At 36.9% G+C, this 19,825-nt stretch carries 18 protein-coding genes; 7 read left to right on the forward strand and 11 right to left on the reverse strand.

Annotated features, from left to right (window positions below):
• Positions 1–76 precede the first annotated feature (76 nt).
• Complete coding sequence (locus CS063_RS12030) at positions 77–1,336, forward strand: UDP-N-acetylglucosamine 1-carboxyvinyltransferase (RefSeq protein ID WP_099449953.1); 1,260 nt, start codon at positions 77–79, stop codon at positions 1,334–1,336.
• A 32-nt stretch (positions 1,337–1,368) separates the two neighbouring features.
• Here CS063_RS12030 and asnB read toward each other — a convergent pair whose 3' ends face one another.
• The gene (asnB, locus tag CS063_RS12035; RefSeq protein WP_099449954.1) at positions 1,369–3,210 is read right to left on the reverse strand and encodes an asparagine synthase (glutamine-hydrolyzing); all 1,842 of its coding nucleotides are present in this window, start codon (positions 3,208–3,210) and stop codon (positions 1,369–1,371) included.
• Between the two features lie 375 nt (positions 3,211–3,585).
• Between asnB and CS063_RS12040 the strand changes: the two genes are divergently transcribed.
• Positions 3,586–4,626: an HD-GYP domain-containing protein gene (locus CS063_RS12040; protein WP_099449955.1), complete on the forward strand. Its 1,041-nt coding sequence runs from the start codon at positions 3,586–3,588 to the stop codon at positions 4,624–4,626.
• 69 nt (positions 4,627–4,695) lie between these two features.
• Here CS063_RS12040 and CS063_RS12045 read toward each other — a convergent pair whose 3' ends face one another.
• Both CS063_RS12045 and CS063_RS12050 read right to left on the reverse strand, forming a co-directional pair.
• Positions 4,696–5,076 carry a hypothetical protein gene (locus tag CS063_RS12045; protein WP_099449956.1) on the reverse strand — a complete coding sequence of 127 codons (381 nt, stop codon included), beginning with the start codon at positions 5,074–5,076 and terminating at the stop codon, positions 4,696–4,698.
• Between the two features lie 103 nt (positions 5,077–5,179).
• Positions 5,180–5,404 (reverse strand): hypothetical protein, encoded by a 225-nt coding sequence (locus CS063_RS12050; protein WP_099449957.1) that lies wholly within the window; start codon positions 5,402–5,404, stop codon positions 5,180–5,182.
• Positions 5,405–5,586: 182 nt separating this feature from the next.
• Here CS063_RS12050 and CS063_RS12055 point away from each other — a divergent pair, with 182 nt between their 5' ends.
• Positions 5,587–6,633 carry a YkvI family membrane protein gene (locus CS063_RS12055; protein ID WP_099449958.1) on the forward strand — a complete coding sequence of 349 codons (1,047 nt, stop codon included), beginning with the start codon at positions 5,587–5,589 and terminating at the stop codon, positions 6,631–6,633.
• Between the two features lie 101 nt (positions 6,634–6,734).
• Positions 6,735–7,802, forward strand: a complete 1,068-nt coding sequence (locus CS063_RS12060; RefSeq protein ID WP_099449959.1) for an HD-GYP domain-containing protein — start codon at positions 6,735–6,737, stop codon at positions 7,800–7,802.
• Between the two features lie 188 nt (positions 7,803–7,990).
• On the opposite strand, the gene CS063_RS12065 is transcribed toward CS063_RS12060, so the two are convergent.
• From CS063_RS12065 to CS063_RS12075, 3 genes are all read right to left on the reverse strand, one after another.
• Complete coding sequence (locus CS063_RS12065; protein WP_099449960.1) at positions 7,991–8,734, reverse strand: MORN repeat-containing protein; 744 nt, start codon at positions 8,732–8,734, stop codon at positions 7,991–7,993.
• A 63-nt stretch (positions 8,735–8,797) separates the two neighbouring features.
• Positions 8,798–9,331 (reverse strand): spore maturation protein, encoded by a 534-nt coding sequence (locus CS063_RS12070; RefSeq protein WP_099449961.1) that lies wholly within the window; start codon positions 9,329–9,331, stop codon positions 8,798–8,800.
• A 2-nt stretch (positions 9,332–9,333) separates the two neighbouring features.
• Positions 9,334–9,912, reverse strand: a complete 579-nt coding sequence (locus CS063_RS12075; protein WP_099449962.1) for a nucleoside recognition protein — start codon at positions 9,910–9,912, stop codon at positions 9,334–9,336.
• Between the two features lie 325 nt (positions 9,913–10,237).
• Between CS063_RS12075 and CS063_RS12080 the strand changes: the two genes are divergently transcribed.
• The 3 genes from CS063_RS12080 (at position 10,238) to CS063_RS12090 (ending at position 14,734) form a co-directional block, all read left to right on the forward strand.
• On the forward strand, positions 10,238–10,501 hold the full coding sequence (locus CS063_RS12080) for an AbrB/MazE/SpoVT family DNA-binding domain-containing protein (protein ID WP_099449963.1): 264 nt from the start codon (positions 10,238–10,240) through the stop codon (positions 10,499–10,501).
• A 103-nt stretch (positions 10,502–10,604) separates the two neighbouring features.
• Positions 10,605–12,092, forward strand: a complete 1,488-nt coding sequence (locus CS063_RS12085; protein ID WP_099449964.1) for a GTP pyrophosphokinase — start codon at positions 10,605–10,607, stop codon at positions 12,090–12,092.
• Between the two features lie 353 nt (positions 12,093–12,445).
• The gene (locus tag CS063_RS12090; protein ID WP_099449965.1) at positions 12,446–14,734 is read left to right on the forward strand and encodes a hydratase; all 2,289 of its coding nucleotides are present in this window, start codon (positions 12,446–12,448) and stop codon (positions 14,732–14,734) included.
• A 311-nt stretch (positions 14,735–15,045) separates the two neighbouring features.
• Here the strand turns inward: CS063_RS12090 and CS063_RS12100 are convergent, their stop codons facing one another.
• From CS063_RS12100 to CS063_RS12120, 5 genes are all read right to left on the reverse strand, one after another.
• Positions 15,046–16,041, reverse strand: coding sequence for a zinc dependent phospholipase C family protein (locus CS063_RS12100; RefSeq protein WP_099449967.1), 996 nt, complete (start codon positions 16,039–16,041; stop codon positions 15,046–15,048).
• 117 nt (positions 16,042–16,158) lie between these two features.
• Entirely contained in the window at positions 16,159–17,211 is a 1,053-nt protein-coding gene (locus CS063_RS12105; protein ID WP_308415498.1) for a glycosyltransferase family 4 protein, read from the reverse strand.
• 189 nt (positions 17,212–17,400) lie between these two features.
• Positions 17,401–18,030 (reverse strand): uracil phosphoribosyltransferase, encoded by a 630-nt coding sequence (upp, locus tag CS063_RS12110; RefSeq protein WP_099449968.1) that lies wholly within the window; start codon positions 18,028–18,030, stop codon positions 17,401–17,403.
• A gap of 53 nt (positions 18,031–18,083) precedes the next feature.
• The gene (gene rpiB, locus CS063_RS12115) at positions 18,084–18,512 is read right to left on the reverse strand and encodes a ribose 5-phosphate isomerase B (protein ID WP_099449969.1); all 429 of its coding nucleotides are present in this window, start codon (positions 18,510–18,512) and stop codon (positions 18,084–18,086) included.
• A gap of 65 nt (positions 18,513–18,577) precedes the next feature.
• On the reverse strand, positions 18,578–19,612 hold the full coding sequence (locus CS063_RS12120; RefSeq protein WP_099449970.1) for an L-threonylcarbamoyladenylate synthase: 1,035 nt from the start codon (positions 19,610–19,612) through the stop codon (positions 18,578–18,580).
• Positions 19,613–19,825: the final 213 nt, after the last annotated feature.

Raw genomic sequence — 19,825 nt, forward strand, 5'->3', positions numbered from 1 at the left:
ACCGGAAATAATGTTATAATAAGCTTTGTGTAATTCAATGTTATGAGAATGAAAAAAAACTTAAGAGGTGTTAAGGTTGAGCGAGTTATGTATACGAGGTGGTAATCGCCTAGTGGGAGAAGTGACCATAAATGGAGCTAAAAATGCAGCGGTTGCTATACTGCCAGCAGCACTTTTAGTAGATGGGGAATGTGAAATTGAAAATTTACCTTATATAGATGATGTTGTAAAGATTAAGGATGCTATGGAAGACCTTGGAGCCATTACAAGCTTTATGGACAACCATACACTTAAAGTAGATGCATCCACCCTATATAGTCATGAAGCAACTAAAGAGTATATAGGAAATATTAGAGCTTCCTATTATCTTTTAGGAGCACTTTTAGGTAGATTTAAAAAAGCAGAAGTATGTATGCCAGGGGGCTGCAACTTTGGTGTGAGACCCATTGACCAGCATATCAAAGGGTTTGAAGCTTTAGGAGCTAAAGTCATTATAGAAAATGGCATCATTAAAGCTTATGCAGGGCGTTTAGTAGGTACAAAGATTTATTTAGACGTAGTGAGTGTAGGTGCCACCATTAATATTATGCTGGCTGCTGTTTTGGCAGAAGGCACCACTATTATTGAGAATGCAGCAAAGGAGCCTCATGTAGTAGATGTGGCGAACTTCCTCAATATGATGGGTGCAGAGGTGAAAGGTGCAGGTACCGATGTGATTCGTATTAAAGGTGTGGAACGTTTAATGGGAGGTAAATATGCAACTATTCCTGATCAGATAGAAGCAGGGACCTATATGATGGCTGCTGCTATGACGGGTGGGGATGTTTACGTACGTAATATCATCCCAGAACACATGTATTCTGTAAGTCTTAAGATGATAGAGATGGGGATTCACATTGAGGAGGGAGATGACTATGTACGCGTAGTGGCACCAAGGGAGCTTAAGGCGACCAATGTAAAGACACTTCCTCATCCAGGATTTCCTACAGACTTGCAGCCACAGATGGTAGCACTACTTAGTATAGCCCAAGGAACGAGTACGGTGATTGAGGGTGTTTGGGACAACCGTTTCCAATACATTGATCAGCTTAAGCGTATAGGTGCCCACATCAAGGTAGATGGACGTATGGCAGTTGTAGAAGGCGAGGCAAAGCTTACGGGTGCAAAGGTTACAGCTACTGATTTACGAGCTGGAGCTGCCCTTGTGATTGCGGCTCTTCGTGCAAAAGGAGAGACCACTATTAAAAACGTCAAATATATTGATAGAGGCTATGAAGCCATAGAAGAAAAGTTAACAGCACTAGGTGCACAAATTAAAAGAAGAGCTGATAAATAATTATCAGCTTTTTTTGTATAGTATTTTGGATATTAAGGGACGAGCCTCACGTGATAGGTTTCTAGCCATATATTAAGCTGTACAAGATAGGCGATCAGCTGGGGACCTGTCATTAACTGACCAAACCAAGGATTTTTATAAGCTGCTCCTTGGGTAGCTGTAAGCTCCTTGATAAAGGGTATATGGATATAATCAAGGATGGGAGCATTGGGGTTTGATAAGATGTCATCTAGCATACGGCAAACTAAATGGGTATAGGCAGGATGATGGGTTTTAGGATAAGGACTTTTTTTGCGATAGATAATTTCCTCAGGTAGGACGCCTTCTAACGCTTTACGAAGGAGTCCTTTTTCCCTACCGTTTAAAAATTTATAGTTATTAGGGAGGTTAAAGGCGTACTCTACTAGGCGATAATCTGCAAAGGGTACGCGGACTTCTAAGCTATTAAACATACTCATGCGATCCTTACGATTTAAAAGGTTTACCATGAACCACTTTAAATTAAGATAGAAAAGCTCACGCATCCGGTAAGTCGCCTTATCTTCTCCGTCAAGATGAGGTACTTTACGAAGACTTTCTTCATAAGCACTCCGAACACATTCTGTGAGAGGGAGATTATGAAAGGCTGGAGAAAGTATTGCTTTACGGTCCTCGATAAAGTTAGACCACGGGAAGGTGTTTAGATTCATGAGTTCAGGGCGTGTAAACCAAGGATAACCTCCTAGCAATTCGTCGGCACATTCACCAGAGAGAGCAATGACAAAGTCTTTGCGAATTTCCTTACAAAAAAGAAAAAGGGAAGAATCAATATCTGCCATGCCAGGAAGGTCTCTTGCTCTAACGGCATCCTTTAAGGTAAGAGCGAGGGCTTCTTGGGGGATGGTGTAGGTGTGATGGTGACTACCTAAAAAGTGAGCCATTTGATTTGCCCAAAACACATCAGAAGTGGGCTGATAGAGATTGGCTTTAAAATATTTATCATTTTCTTCGTAGTCTAAAGAGTAGGTAGTAAGTATTTTATTCTTTTTTTTATAAGCAGTAGCAGCTATGGCAGAAATGGCAGAGGAGTCTAAACCACCAGAGAGGAAGGTGCAAAGAGGCACATCGCCTACTAGCTGTCTTTCAATGGCATCTGTTAAGAGATAACGTAAATGTTCAGTAGCTTCAGAGAGGGTTTCGGTATTTTCTTCCGCCTGAAGAGTCCAGTATTCTTTACTTTGAATGCCTTCTGGTGTAATGAGTAGGAAATGAGCAGGAGGGACTTCGCTAATTTCTCTAAAAATGCTATTTCCAGGCTTAACAGCAGGGCCAAGACCAAAAAGATCAGTAAGAGAGGTTTGATCAATGGTGGGTTCCACCTGAGGATGAGCCAGAAGAGTTTTGATTTCTGAGCCAAAGATGAAGGTAGAGCCTTTTATACTATAAAAAAGAGGCTTGACTCCAAGAGGGTCCCTCACTAAAAGCACACGCCTTAGCGCCTCATCATAGATAGCAAACGCAAAAATACCATTTAGCTTACTAAGGCAATCTATGCCCCAGCATAGATAAGCCGTAAGAAGCACCTCTGTATCGGAGTAGCTGTCAAATTGAAAGCCTAAGGCTACAAGCTCCTTTCGTAAATCTTCCGTATTATAAAGCTCACCGTTATAGATAAGTGTGTAACGGAAGCCGTTTAAGGTTTTTGTCATAGGTTGTTTGCCGCCTTCGGGGTCGACAACGATTAATCTTCTGTGACCAAAAAGGATAGGGGGATAAGCTAAATAGCCCACACTATCAGGACCACGGAACTTTAAGGTATCTACCATGGCCTCTAGGATAGATTTTTGATTATCAAGTCTATGAGAAAAATCAACGATACCAGCAAAACCACACATTTTAATCACCTTCTTTTTTGAATAAACAAGACCCATAAAAAATTATTAAGATAAAAAGGTCTAAAGCTCTACATAAGTAGAACTTTAGACCTCATTGTCTATAAACGTTTATTTAAATAATCATGATACTATACTATGCATAGATTAAGTGATTTGTGAATATTTTATTGGAATAAAATTTATTTTATAAAATAAAAATAGTTTATCTAAGTGATTAAAATAAAATTCAATTGATTTTATTTATAGGTAAATATTGTATAAATTTTTTAGAAATCTATTGAAAAATAAGCGAAATAACTTACAATAGAAAGTAGAGGCATAAGTAAGAAATTCTACTTATAGCCTATAAATATCTAGAGAGGTAGGGAGGAGAAAATGCAGAATATAGACACTCATAAAATCATAATACCTGTGACAAAATGTAGCCCTGGTATGATACTACTCCAACCTGTAGTGGATATGGATACAGGCAATACCCTCATTGCAAGGCATCAAAGGTTAACAGAAGAAACCATTGAGCATATAGGACGTTTTAAGCATACAGAGATATGGGTAGCAGCTGAAACACAAAAGCAGCTTTGGCAGGTCGATGAAGAAATTGTAGCGCGTCATAAAAAATATATTGATTTATTAAAAGATATTATAGGTAATGAAGAAACTAACCTTGAGATAAAAATAGAAGAAGTAGAAGGGCTAGCTAAATGTATAGTAGAAGAATTTGAATGTAATTTTAGTCTTTTAGCCTGTGTAAACCTTGTAAAAAAAATGGATAAGGATATTTATACACATAGTGTAAATGTAGCTTTTATTTCCCTACTAATAGGTAGGTGGATTGCGTGTAATAAGCAAACCTTACAAGAGGTAGCCTTAGCAGCCCTTTTACATGATATAGGTAAACTAAGTGAGAAGGAGTCCACGCAAAAAAGTTATGCAAAGGAACAATCCCTTGTTACAAAGCGGTTAGAAGAGAGGCGTCATCCTATTTACGGCTATGAAAAACTACTTCCCTATAAGGAACTTGACAATGAAGTATTAAGGGGTGTGCTTACCCATCATGAGCGTTGCGATGGGAGTGGCTATCCTTTGCATTTGACAGATGAGCGTATCGGAGTGATTGGTAAGATTATAGGACTTGCTGATGAATACGAAAGACTGCGGAAGGAACAAAATATTTTTGAAATTATACGTCTTTTTAAGTGCGAGCATATTAAAAAATATGATATCACGATGTTGATGGAATTTTGCACGAATGTAGTGAATTATTATATAGGTTCGTCTGTACTTTTAAGTACGGATGAGGTAGGGCAGGTTGTATTTATACAACCCCATTCCTTGCACAGGCCTATCGTAAAGATAGGAGATAAATATGTTAATCTATATGAGCAGTCACAAATAGAAGTTATGAAGGTATTATAAAATAAACGGGATGATTTACAAAGAAACTCTTTGTAAATCATCCCGTTTTTAATGCAAGAAAGCTTAGCTCTATTCATCAGTAGGGTCTAATAAAAGGTTAAGCTGGTTGGTGGCCTTCTGACCTGTATCCTCATCAATGTAAGATAAAAGAATATGAGGAGAAAGAGAAGAGGACTCAGGAGTAGCCTTAAAGCTGTATTCAAAATAAGCAGTTTCTGAAGGTGCAAGATTTCCCATTTCCAAGGCTGTTATGTTGCCTTCAAAGGATAAGGAACCTCGCTCTCTAATAATAGCACTTTCTACGATGGAACTAGTTTCGCAAGGTAAAAGAAGCTTTAAGTCATTGATATAAGAATGAGAGATATTTGTAATTTTAATTTGCTTAACGATGATTTCATTAGCTGACAAAGGAGCTTTTGTTAGTTCAGAAATTTGCAGCAGTGTGTGCATAAACTCACCTCCTATTTCAGTATATGCAGCATAGAATCTGTCCACCACAATCTAAAATACAAAAAAAGGAGGTAGGTATTCAACCTACCTCCAAAGGAGTTGATTAAGATCTTCCCCAGTTACGGCAGCGACAGTTACAATCATCATCGTCGTCTTCTAGAAAATCATTAAGCGTTTCAGCGATATCATTGAGTAATTCAAAAGCTTCTCTGCAACGACGTCTGCGAGCAGGGCTGGTATTAGTATTATTATTATTATTATTATTACAACCGCAACCACAACCACAACCTGCATTACATCCACAACCTGCATTACATCCACAACTCATAAAAAAAGCCCCCTTTTAAATTTTGTTGTTTGTAGCGCTACCCACACTTCATAATATGCAATTCGTCAAGAAATGACATTATTTTTAGTACATTGATTTAACATAAATGAAAAAGAGAGGAATATACATAGGATAAGGACAAGAATAACAAAAGCAAACAAGAGGGGTTAAGGGGGTTAGCAATGAAGAGTTTTGTTTTGAAAATGCAGATTGCAACTATTTTTGTAGGGAGTATAGTAGGAGCTGGAGTGTGTTCAGGAAGGGAACTGAATCAATTTTTTGCTACCTATGGCATAGGAGGCTTTTTAGGCCTTTTTTTGTGTGGGATCTTATATGTTTTATTAGGCAAAATCATTGTGGTTATTACGGAGGAGAATGATGTAGGTTCCTATGATGAATTTGTAAATCTTGTTTGCCCTAAGTACGTAGCTAAGTTTATTAATAGTGTACTGACACTTTTCTTGCTAAGTAGCACATCTATTATATTAGCTGGTAGTGGGACTATCTTAAATCAATATTTTGGATTACCTAAATGGATAGGCTTTAGCCTTATGGTAGGGTGCAGCAGTTTGTTCTTATTAAGAAATACAGAAGGCTTATTTGAGGTAAATAGTATAGTTGTCCCAACTCTTTTTATCATGATGAGTGCTTTATTTATAGGTTATATAAAACTTCATCCAGAGGAGTTAAGCTATGGCTATTTACAGTTTCTACCTCGTCAAAAACAGCATTTATTCACTTCTACATTCATTTATGTAAGCTTTAATATTTTAACGATTATTGGTGTGATTGTACCTCTCACAAGGGAACTTAAAAGGCCAAAGGAAATTGTTAGTGGCATTGTATGGGGAAGCATTATTTTAACACTCATCAGTAGCTTTATTGTTTTTTTAATGATGGTAAGCCCCTTTCATGCAAAACGTTATGAAGTGCCACTTCTTGGCGTAGCACAAGGAATTAATCACTTTTTACAATTAGGTATATTAGGAGTGATGTGGCTAGAAATGTTTTCTTCTCAAGTATCTAACGTCTATAGTCTTTGCTATTTTATGCAAAATCAGTTTAAACTAGATTATAAAATGGGGATTTTTCTAGTAGTAGCTGTAGCAGCTCCTTTTTCTATTATTGGCTTTTCTAAACTTGTAGAATTCTTATACCCTATGTATGGTGTTTTAAGTCTAGTCTTTCTTATCTACTGTATTCTTTTTTATTTTAGAAGCAGGGGGTAAAGATTTGACAAGGCATTGGACAAGAATAGATATGTTTAGGCTAAGGCAAAGTGAGTATAATTAAAAATAAAAGCTTTGTCTAGAATAGGGGAGGGATAGGGATGAATGTTGGGGTAAAGATTCCTATTAATGAACTAAAGGAAGGAATGATTACAGCACAAGATGTACTTAAACAAGGAAAAATGTTTTTAAAAGAGGGTACAGTGCTTAAAGCTAACTATTTACAGGCTTTAAGAGCATTGCGCTTAAAAACACTGTATGTAAAAGTAGATAAAGGGAATATTAGTACAATTATCGGAAATGAGATGGAACGCTTTTATATTAGTACCTATCTTAGTATTAGTCAAATTATTGAAGATATAATAGAGGGGAAACAAGTTACTTTAGGACAAATTTTTCCTATAGTAGAGACAATAATAGACAAGGTTTATTTTCATGATTGTAGGGAACTTATTTTAGCAGGTATTAAGGTGAAGACCTCCTATAAGTATGCACATTTTTTTAATGTCTGTTTGTATAGCATTATGATTAGTAAAGCTATAAAAATGAGTCAAAGTGAAACAGTTTATTTAGGAGCAGCAGCTATTTTACATGATGTAGGTAAGTTTAGAATTCCACAGCATTTATTAGAAAAGCCACAACGCCTCACAAAGGAAGAGTTTGAAGTAGTTAAAACCCATACAACACAAGGGTATATGATGCTACTAAATATGGGAGTTATAGATAAACAGATTGCAGATGCAGTACTGCAGCATCATGAGAGGATAGATGGCTCAGGTTATCCTATAGGTTTAAAAGGAGCTGCTATTGAAAAACTAGCTCAGATTATTGGACTTGCTGATACTTATGACGCTATTACATCTCACAGAAGCTATAAAAGAGGTGTGCTTCCTCATGAGGCAGCCTCTATCATCGAACAATTTAAGGGTAACCTATTTAATGGGGAACTAGTAGAGGCACTTATCAAGCATATTATCTGTTATCCTGTAGGGTCTGAATTACTACTTAATACGAATCAAGTTGTAGAAGTAATCAAAACCCATCCAGATGAGCCTCTTAGACCTGTTGTAAAAGTGCTAACAGATAAAAATGGAAGTGTTTTGAGTAGTACATATACGCTTGACTTAAAACCACATACAGAAGTACAGATAGTAGAAATTTTTAGGTAATATAAAAAAGGTGTAGCTCTATTTGAAGCTCACACCTTTTTTTATGTATTTTACTTTGAAATAGAGTAGCTAAGCCTACTCCTACCCTAACATCTAGCATGCCTAACTAATATTAAGGATGATAGTTGTATTATACATGATAAATCTAAAATTATCCATAAAAAATTCCATTTTTATTCCAAAACCTTTTAAATTATATAATCCTCTTCAAATTGACCTTCAAATTGATGACCTTTTTCATCTTGATAAGTACCATAGCCGTGTTTTTTACCATTTACAAAGTCACCAATATATTTATGACCATTAGGGTAGGTAATAATGCCTTTACCTGTCAAAACACCTTCTACAAAGTCACCTCGGTAGTGGGTGCCATTAGCCCAAGTAAATGCACCTTTGCCATGAGGGATACCTCCTACAACCTCACCTTCATAAATGCCATCTTTAATAGTAAGCTTGCCAAGCCCTGTTTCTACACCATCACGAAATTCACCTTCATAAATATCTCCATTAGGATAGTGGGCAATGCCACTGCCCTGCATACGATCATTTAGAAAGTTTCCAGTATAAAGGGTTCCATCGGCGGCGTGTAAAGTGCCTTTACCTTCCATGATACCATTTGAAAAATGACCTTCGTAATAAGAGCCATCTTCAAAACGACAGATACCTGTGCCAGTACGTTGACCTTTATAGAATTGTCCTTCATAAACCATATGATCATCTAGGTAAGCAATCCCTTTACCGTGAGGCACACCCATAGAAAAGGTACCCTCATAACAGAGTTTACCTTCATCGTTATAATATTTACCAGCACCATGAAAATTAGCGCCCTTTACACTTCCTTCATACATGACTTTTCCATTTTTATGATACCAAACTTCATTATCATATTCGTCAGTTGCACCAAATAGTAAACTTTTTAATTTTCCAATCATTTGTGTATCTCCCTAAATGTTTCTTAACCTTATTATACCATTTTTAAGAAAAAAAGAAATCGATTAAAGACCAAAAATCCATAAGGTGAGCTGATAAGACGCAATAATCCCTATCAAAGAGGCAATGAGAGCACCTGCTAAAGTATAGCGACTATCTTTAATTTTAACAGTCATGAAGTAGACAGACATGGTATAAAAAATAGTTTCTGTACAACCAAACATAATGGAAACGAGACGTCCAATAAAAGAGTCAGGCCCATGTGTTTTGAAAAGGTCTAGTACAAGACCTGTGGCAGCAGAGGAGGAGAAAGAGCGCATTAAGGCAACAGGGATCACTTCAGAAGGAAAATGACTCCAAGCTAAGAGGGGCTTAATAAGCTGAGAAAGTCCATTTAAAGCACCTGAGGTACGCAGCATAGCAACAGCCATCATAAGACCAATTAAAGTAGGCAAGATATTAAGGACAACCTTTAGGCCTTCAGCTGCTCCTTCTATAAAGGCTTCATAGACATTGACATTTTTTAAGAGGCCATAGACCACAATCCCAAGGATAATAACGGGGATGAGCCAGTTAGAAAGCACGACTAAAAAATTCATTTCTAATGCTCCTTCCTATACATAAGTTTAGCAAATAAAATAGCGACTGAAGAAGCCATAAGTGTGGCAAGGATACAAGGAGCAATGATTTCAGTTGGGTTAGCTGAGCCGTAGCTTGCACGATAGGAAATCATATTGATAGCGACTAGCTGCACACAAGAGATATTTACAATGAGAAACATACACATCGCATGACTGGCTCGGTGCTTTTCCTTGTTGAGCTTTTGAAGCTCAGTCATGGCCTTAAGTCCAGGAGGAGTAGCTGCCCAGCCTAGACCTAAAAAATTGGCAATAAGATTGGTAGCAATGTACTTACGAGCAGGGTGATAGCGGGGAACGTCGGGAAATAAAAAATCAAGAAGAGGAGTCATTTTACTGGCTAAAGCATCAATTAACTTAGCTTTTTCAGCAATACGCATAACTCCCATCCAGAGAGAAACAATGCCACACATTTCAATGCAAAGCTTAACTGCAGCTTGAGAAGCGTTTAAAGCAGAGGTAGTGACTTCTTGCATACCTCCGGAAAAAGCAGCAATAAAAATAGAAAAAATAATCATAAAGCTCCATATATAGTTTAACATAATGCCTCCTTATAGCTTGTTTTTATAAATATATGCAGAATTGGTACAAACATATACTTTTATATAAAAAACACTTACTATATTTTCCAAAATTTACAATGGGTAAAAAGAGAGAATATGACAACAAACTACAGCATTAGAAAGCATTTTTGAAAAAATGTGCACAAACCTTTGAATAACTCAATATTATATTATAAAATAACATAATAATTTAAAATAGTTTAAAAAACTGACACCAATGAATTGACTTTTATTTCTAATTATGGTATTTTGGTATTAGCACTTGGAAAAATTTGAGAGAATAGTGTAAAGGGAGAGGATGTTAGTGAAATCAACAGGTATTGTAAGAAAGGTAGACGAATTAGGGCGAGTAGTTTTACCTATCGAATTAAGAAGAAATTTGGATATTAATGAAAAAGATGCGCTTGAAATCTTTGTAGATGACGACAGAATTATCCTTAAAAAGTACGAACCAGCTGATATTTTCAATGGTAGTATGGATGATTTAGTAGATTACAAAGGCAAAAAAGTAGCTAAAAAAACCATTGTGGAGTTAGCTAAATTGGCAGGATATAAAATCACAGAATAATATACCTTAAAAGACCTTTTTAGGTCTTTTATTTTTTATTCATCAAAATAATGATATACTAAAAGGGGAATAATACTAGTGAAATGAGAAAGGATGAGACCAGTTGGAACTAAAGTTATTTCATTATATTGATGAAGTCCTTGCTGAACTAGAAGATATGAGAGAAGAGCTTGAAGAAATTAGTACAGAGATTGAGTTGTTTTTTGAGAAGCTTCTTTTCACGGCAGAAAAGGGTTTTGTGAATATGAATACCCGTGTGAAGTCTAAAAAAAGCTTAAAGGAAAAAATAATTCGTAATGATTACTATCAGAAATATACAACTATAGAGACGGTCTTAGAAAATTTACCAGACCTTATTGGGATACGTATTGAGTGTCGTTTTAACCAAGATGAAGCAGAGCTGTATAAGTTTATTAAAAAGCAATTTAGTGAGAAATCGGAGGAATTAGAAGACTATTATTTTAGCCTTGAAAATCCTGATATCCTTTTAAATTTGGGAAGTAAGCAGCCTAAAGAACAGAAGAATGGCATTAAGATGTACCGTATTGATGGAAAATACATAAAGGAACATGCCATTATTAATTTTGAGCTTCAAATTAAATCACTGGTTAATGTGTTTTGGAGTGAAATCGAGCATAAGATTATTTATAAAAACTATAATTATGTTATTGCAGATCGTTTCTATAAGGATATTATGAAGTCCATCAAAAACAGTTTGGCAACCATTGATCAGCAGCTCCTTCTTATTTCTAATCAGTTCGAAAAGCAAGATACAACCCAGTTTGAGGAACGTGAGGAGCAGCTAGAGAAGCTTATCTCTAAAATTATTTATGATGTGTTTGCAGGCCATATGAAAGAGAGTATAGGTGTACTAGTGGATTTTAGAAAGTCCTGTGAAGCCATTGTAAAATATGTACTCAGGGACACTCATAAAGAGGGGATAGATAAATACAGTGGAAACCTTCTTTTAGGACTTGAGCGTATTAAGCAAATTGAGCAGAAAAATATTGACTTTAAAAAGCAGATTATTTTTGAACGTGAGCCTGTATTTAAAAATGAACTGTCGAAGATTATTGGTTCTCATATAAAGAATAATATGAATGAGGAATTTCAGTGGAGTGTATTTTTTACGGTTCTTTTTCAAATAGAACCTTCAGATAATGTGGGTGATTTTGAAACGTTTGTTCATTATTATACGGATAATTTAATAGACCGAATAACCGTTAATAAGATAAGTAGTAATTTCACACAAGAAGAAACCAGTGAGATGATTAAGACGCTTATGCTGAGGTATGCCCAAATTTTTGTTCAGATTAACTCAGTGCAACTCCTGTATGAAAACAATGTAGAGCAAGTATTAAAGATTATTAACAGCATTATTGATACCATGTATAGAAATATCATTACTTTTGAGCAATGGGAAAGAGAAAAAAGTATTTATATAGAGCTTTTAGAATTGCGGCTTTTATCTTTATTTGATGTGGAGATATCTCCTGATAAGGTTTTAGATTTCCTAGAACATGTAAGGCGTAGCCATTCAACCATCGACATCCCCAAAGGCCTCCTCAAATACATCTACAAAATCCCGTAGGGGCAGATTCCATATCTGCCCGTTTTCAGATTCCATATCTGCCCATTTTTATATCCCATATCTGTCCAAACCCCCATATTTGCCCATTTTCATATTCTCACGCACATCCCATCGAATATAATCTCCGTAGGGGCAGATTCCATATCTGCCCGCTCTATGGACGGGATATAGAATATAAAGAACGGGAGGATATGGAATCCTCCCCTACGAGGGGGATGGTGGGATGGTGGATGGGGTGGGAGGGGAAAATGTAAATGCTGTATAGGAGTAGAAAGAATAATATGTTATAATATATAACTGTGTAGAATAGTGGTAAAAATATAAAAGGTTATAAATGATTAGGAGGGAAAGTTGTGATTAAATGTTATGATGGTGGGGTATATCTAGTTAACGGCAGAGAACTGGTAGAGGATCATAGAGAGGCTAGTAAAGCTATTGCTCAAAAGTGTGGGAAAGAGGTTAAAAAAGAAGAAGCAATACGTGAGACTATAGCTTATGGTATTTTAGAGGCACACAATACTTCGGATAATATGGATAAGCTTAAGATTAAATTTGATGCGATGGCTTCTCATGATATTACATATGTAGGGATTATCCAAACGGCTAGAGCGAGTGGACTTAAAGAATTTCCAATTCCTTATGTACTAACGAACTGTCACAATAGCTTATGTGCAGTAGGTGGGACAATCAATGAAGATGACCACATGTTTGGTCTTTCAGCTGCTAAAAAATATGGTGGCATCTATGTGCCAGCACACCAAGCTGTTATACACCAATATATGCGTGAGATGATGAGCGGCTGTGGTAAGATGATTTTGGGTTCGGATAGCCATACACGTTATGGGGCACTTGGAACGATGGCAATTGGAGAAGGTGGCGGTGAGCTTGCTAAGCAATTACTTTGCAAGACCTATGATGTGAATCGTCCTGGTGTAGTAGCTGTTTACCTTACTGGCAAGGTACAAAAAGGTGTAGGTCCACAAGACGTTGCTCTTGCCATTATTGGAAAAGTATTTAAGAATGGTTATGTTAAAAATAAAGTAATGGAATTTGTGGGAGATGGCATTGCTAATCTGGGCGTAGAGTACCGTAATGGTATTGATGTTATGACCACAGAAACGACTTGTCTCTCTTCTATTTGGGAAACAGATGAAAAAGTAGAAGCATATTTCGAAGCACATGGACGCAAGGAAGCTTATAAAGAATTGAAGCCAGGTAAAGTAGCTTACTATGATGGAGCTATTTTGGTAGACTTATCACAAATAAAACCAATGATTGCCCTTCCATTCCATCCAAGTAATACTTATACGATCGAAGAATTAAATGCGAATTTAGAGGATATTTTAGCGTCAGTAGAAAAACAAGCTAAGGAGCAGTTTACTAAGGTGAACTTTACTTTAAGAGATAAAATCAAAAATGGTAAACTTCTAGTGCAACAAGGTGTCATTGCAGGATGTGCAGGTGGTACCTTTGATAATATTTGTGATGCAGCAGATATTTTAAAGGGTCATACAATTGGAGCTAATGAATATGCACTAAGCGTATACCCTTCTAGCCAACCAACCTTTATGAGTCTTGTAGAGAATGGTGCTATTACAAGTCTCATGGCAGCAGGTGCAACCATCCGTACAGCTTTCTGTGGGCCATGCTTTGGTGCAGGGGATGTACCTCCTAATAATGGTCTGAGCATTCGCCATTCAACACGTAACTTCCCTAACCGTGAAGGCTCTAAACCAAGTGATGGGCAACTTGCTGCTGTTGCTCTCATGGATGCACGTAGTATTGCAGCAACCTCTTTAAATGGAGGCGTGCTTACAGCAGCGACAGATATTGATGTCACATTTACAAAACCTAAATATTACTTTAATAGTGAAATTTATAAAACACGTTGCTATGATGGGGTGGGCAAACCTCAGCCAGAGGAAGCACTTAAATTTGGACCTAATATCACAGACTGGCCTCAAATGTCATACCTCACAGATCATCTTGTGCTTCAAGTAGTAGCAGAAATCCATGATGCAGTGACCACAACAGATGAGTTAATCCCATCAGGTGAAACATCAAGCTATCGTTCAAATCCGCTTAAACTGGCAGAGTTTACACTTTCACGTCGTGTACCAGATTATGTAGCCAAGGCAAAAGAAATCCAAAAAGCAGAAACAGCTCGTTTAAATGGAGAAGATCCAACAGCTGTAGATGAGCGTGTAAAGGCAGCCTTTGAAGCTATTAAAGGGATTAAGGGTTTTGAAAATATTGATCCTATGACAACAGGTATCGGTAGTACCCTTTTTGCTGTAAAGCCAGGAGATGGTTCAGCAAGAGAACAAGCAGCATCTTGTCAAAAAGTACTTGGTGGATGGGCTAATATTGCAAGAGAGTATGCAACAAAGCGTTACCGTTCTAACCTCATTAACTGGGGAATGATACCTTTTGTGCTTGAAGAGGAATTGGTTTTCAAAGAGGGAGATTTCTTGTTTATCCCTAATATTAAAGCAGCCGTTCAAAATAAAGTAGCAACCATTGAAGCCTATGTAATAGGTGAGGAAATCAAATGTTTTAACTTAATGCTTGCTGATTTAACAGATGATGAAAGGCAAATCATTTTAGCAGGTTGCCTTATTAACTACTACAAAAACGAATAGGTTTATAATGAGTTTGGCTCCTTGCGGACGATATAGAATCGTCCCCTACGGAGGCAAAAGGTAGGGGAGGATTCCATATCCTCCCGCAAGAGGGATAAAAGGTAGGGGAGGATTCCATATCCCCCCGCAAAGGGGAGAAAGGTAGGGGAGGATTCCATATCCCCCCGCAAAGGGGAGAAAGGTAGGGGAGGATTCCATATCCTCCCGCAAGGGGTAGAAAAGGTAGGGGAGGATTCCATATCCTCCCGCACGAGGAAGAAAAGGAGGTATAGAGCGAATGTTTAACATTCGTTCTATACCTCCTTTTCTGGTTATAAATGATTCCACTCTGTGCTAACGTATTTCATGGGGCGCGTGTCTGTTGTAGGTAGACCGGTTAGGTAAGAAAGATTAGGAAGAAGCTCTTTGAATTCTTGGTAAGATAAAGTGGAATTTACAAAGTCATAGGTTGCCTGAAGTAAGGTAATACTTTTTTTAGTAGCATTTCTTAGAATATCGTGAAAGCTAAAGGTATAAACGTTACCGGTTACAGGATGAAGCCAAACCCTTTTACTACTATTAAGATAATCAATGAGAGGATCGACACAATTATAGTAAGAAAAATAATGGACATGATTTGCGACAGCTTTAGGAAGAAGAAAACGGGTTGAAGAAAGAAGCGTTTTTTTAGCTCCTAGGCTATCGGAAGTGAGCCTATAGTAAAGCCTTGTGTCTTCGTAGGACTTTTTGAAGATAGCTCCACCGTTATTAATACCATAGAGTAAAAACAATGTCTCATCATATAGAGTGAGAAGAGAACTAGGTAAATGAGCACGTGATAAAATATATTTATTTATATTAAATTGATGCGCTTTTTTAGAAAGACGTTGTTCCAGAAGAATCGTATCAATAGCTAATTCTATTTTTTTGTGAAGACCTTCATACTTTTTGGTTTCAGGAGTATCTTCTAGATAGTAGCCTCCTAAATAAAAGATATAAGGATGTGCCATAGAGTCCAGTATGTAGTGGCATAAAAAACCACTCATATAGCTTAGGAGCTCATTAAACTCTTTAGAAGTAACTTCATACCTTTTAAGGTGTGATAAAGCAGAAATAATGAATTCGCCTGTTTTTTCAGTATGCATTTTTAAACCAATATGGGAGTAAACCAACTTTTGTCTTTGCAACGCATAGTACATAAAGTCAGGTCCTTGAAGTCCTATAAAAAATAAATCTGGGTGTTCTTTAATGATGGTATGAAGGGGGGAATGTTTGAGATTTTGAGTAGTATTTAAACCAAAAAGGTAATGAGTAATAATATCTGGCATCCTAAAAAGCTCCTTTATTTTTAACTAACTATTTTCAGTATAGCACTATGTGTTTTTTAAAAATAGGGTGAGTTTTTAATAAAAAAAAACCCCTTTTAACAGGAGTTTTTGGCTAAATTAATTTTCATTGTTTTTATCATGACTTGACATGGCTTTCATATTAAAATACAGCAAAAATCCCATCATCAAAAAGACAATAAAAACAAATTTAATACTGCGATTAAAAAAAGCAATAGCAGATAAACCGAGTATGCCACTTATGCCATATAAAGTAACAACGGCTTGCTTTTGAGAATAACCCTTATCGACTAAACGATGATGTAAGTGTCCCCTATCAGGTGACATAATAGGCTTTCCAGCAAGGAATCTTCTGATAATGGCAAAGGCTGTATCAAAGATAGGAAGCCCTAAAACAAGTACAGCAATAAAAATCGTTGCCATCGTATAACCTTTTAATAATCCTAATATAGAAGTTACTGCTAAAGTAAAGCCTAAAAAAGTAGAGCCTGTATCTCCCATAAATATAGAAGCAGGATTAAAATTATAAGGTAAAAATCCAATACAAGCTCCTGCTAAAGTAGCTGTAAGAACTACGGCAGGTACATAACCAGTAGAAATGGATAGGGCCATAAGACTAAGTGCTGCAATGGAAGAAACGCCTGCAGCAAGTCCGTCTAGTCCATCAATTAAGTTAACAGCATTGGTGATGCCTACAATCCAAATAACTGTTGCAGGTATAGAGAACACAGTGGTAGAAAAGAAACTATCTCCTAAAAAAGGAATAGATATAAAATTAATACGAATACCACAAAGTGCAACAATACTAGCAGCTGCTATCTGAATTAAAAATTTTAACTTAGCATTAAGCTCATAAATATCATCAAAGAAACCTAGAAAAAAGATAATGAAAGACCCAACGATGATTCCTATGTTTTGTTTGGTATCAATAATAGGCATATACTTTATCACTACTAAATAAGTAATCATGAAACCTAAAAAGATAGCAATACCTCCCATACGAGGAATCGGTTTTTTGTGCATATCACGTTTGCGAGGTTTAGCAATGGCACCTACTTTAAAGGCTACTTTTTTTGCCAAAGGAGTAGTGAAAAATGCAATTAGAAATGCCAATACAAAAGCAATGAGGTATAGAGCCATATAGCCGCCCATATTTTCATCTCCTTAAGATATGTAAAATACTACTTAATACTTATATTTTATACTCATAGTCTATTAATATACTATAAATAAGTAAGTAGTGTTGTCAAAAATTACATAATAATAGTTAAGTTGCCTAGAAGCCTCTCTCATTTAAAGAGAGGACTCTAGGCTGTTTAAGTGAAGTAGTTTATTGATATGTTATTTCGTACCGAATAAACGATCACCAGCATCACCAAGACCTGGAATAATATAGGCATGGTCATTTAATTTTTCATCAAGTGCAGCTACATAAATATTGACATCAGGATGTGCTTCTTGAAGTGTTTTAAGACCTTCTGGTGCAGCAATTAAGCAAAGGAAGTTAATGCTTTTAGCACCTCTATCTTTGATGAACTGGATAGCAGCCACAGCAGAACCACCTGTAGCAAGCATTGGATCGAGTACGAAGAATTCTCTTTCTGCTACATCTTGAGGAAGCTTGCAGTAGTATTCAACAGGTTTAAGAGTTTCAGGATCTCTATATAAACCAATGTGTCCTACTTTAGCAGTTGGTACTAAATCAAGCATACCATCTACCATACCAAGACCAGCACGTAAAATAGGTACAATACTTAAATTTTTACCAGCAATACGTTTCCCAATTGTTTTAGCAACAGGAGTTTCTAATTCAAAGTCTTCAAGTGGAAGATCACGTGTTGCTTCATAGCACATAAGCTGTGCAATCTCTCTTACAAGTTCACGGAATTCTTTAGAACCTGTGTCGGTACATCTTAGACGCGAAACCTTGTGTTGAATAAGTGGGTGATCCATAATAAATACTTTACTCATACTTCATATCCTCCTAGTGTATAGTTATTTGTTATTCGTGTAAAAGGTAGGGGTTAATCTTCGATTTTAGTAATTCTTCTCTTATGCCTTTCATCATTTGAAAAGGCTGTGTTTAAGAAGGTATCTACAACCTTTACTGCATGAGAAGGCCCGATAACACGACCACCCATAGCAATGATATTGGCATCATTATGAAGACGAGTAGCTTCGGCTGAGAAAACATCATGACAAAGGGCGCAACGAATCCCTTTTATTTTATTGGCAGCAATGGAAATACCAATTCCTGTACCGCAAATTAAAATACCCTTTTCACACTCTCCATCAAGAATAGAGTGGGCTACAGCCTTGGCATAGTCTGGGTAATCTACAGCGTCTTCATTATAACAACCGAAGTCCTTAAATGCTAAATTTTGTGCCTTTAAATAGGCAATAATCTCTTGTTTTAGTGCAAAACCACCATGGTCACTAGCAATAGCTATCATTGTGTATCCTCCAAATTATAAATTATACCTAGCTTATTATAAAGCCTTACTAACCACTTGTCTATTTAAACCTTTATGATATGATGTCCTGCTGATTTCTCAAGACGATTCATAATAGCCCCTCCCATGCCCGATTTAGGAAAGGAAAGGGAATAGATGATATCTACTTTTTCATCATCAAAATGCCTAAGTGTTTCAAAAAGATGAGCAGCAATGGTGCTTAATTGGCTCATTGTCCCTACACTTAAAATCACATCGGCCTTAAAAAGTGCTTTTGTTTCATCAGTGGCCAAGATGCCTACACGTTTGCCAGCCTTTTGCGCTTCGAGACAAAGGTGTTGCATCCTTGGAATCACCTTGTTAAGTTCACCCTCTATAATAATGACCTCTGCATTAGGGGAGTAGTGAGTGTATTTCATGCCTGGTGCCTTGGGAAGCTCATTGATTTTAAGTGAGTTTAAAATAGCAGGATCAACAGTCACATCAGGAAGGATTTCTTTAAGCATCTCCAAGGTAATACCACCTGGTCTTAAAATAGTAGGGGGTAAACAGGTTGTATCTACTACTGTGGACTCGAGGCCTACTTCACACTCTCCACCGTCAATGATGGCTTCAATTTTCCCTTCTAAATCCTCTATAACACGCCTTGCATTAGTTGGGCTAGGCTTGCCGGAGGTATTGGCACTAGGAGCAGCCAAGGGAAGACCAGAAGCTTTAATAAGTTCTTTTATAACGGGGTGAGAAGGAAAGCGAATAGCTACTGTATCTAAACCACAGGTCACAGCTTTCGGTACTTTAGGACTTGCTTTAAAAATAAGGGTAAGAGGTCCAGGCCAAAAAGCATCTATGAGTTGCTTTGCCACAGGAGAAATCTCTGTTACTAAATCCTCCAACATATGAAGACTAGCAATATGTATAATAAGAGGATTGTCATTCGGACGCCCTTTTGCTTTAAAAATATGAGTAACTGCTTGAGAGTCAAATGCATTAGCAGCTAAACCATAAACAGTTTCTGTAGGAACAGCCACTAAACCACCAGCCCTCAGAATGTGAGCAGCTTGAGATAAATCTTCTGAGGAAGAAAAGATAAGCGTATTCATGTTCATCTCCTATTTGTTGTTCGTGTCGTTAATCTACCCTATAGTATAACACAAAGAGAGCTTAAAGATAACAAAATCCCTAAAAAAACAATAAAAAAAAGTCTAGTATTTGAATGATGTGACCCCAATAAGTTAGACTTTTTTGCGTAGTAGTTTTTAACTGCTACGCAATTATTTTATGCTGCCAAGAGACTGAGCCTATATTCTACAGGA

Source organism: Sporanaerobium hydrogeniformans (assembly GCF_002735925.1).
Lineage (GTDB): Bacteria > Bacillota > Clostridia > Lachnospirales > Cellulosilyticaceae > Sporanaerobium > Sporanaerobium hydrogeniformans.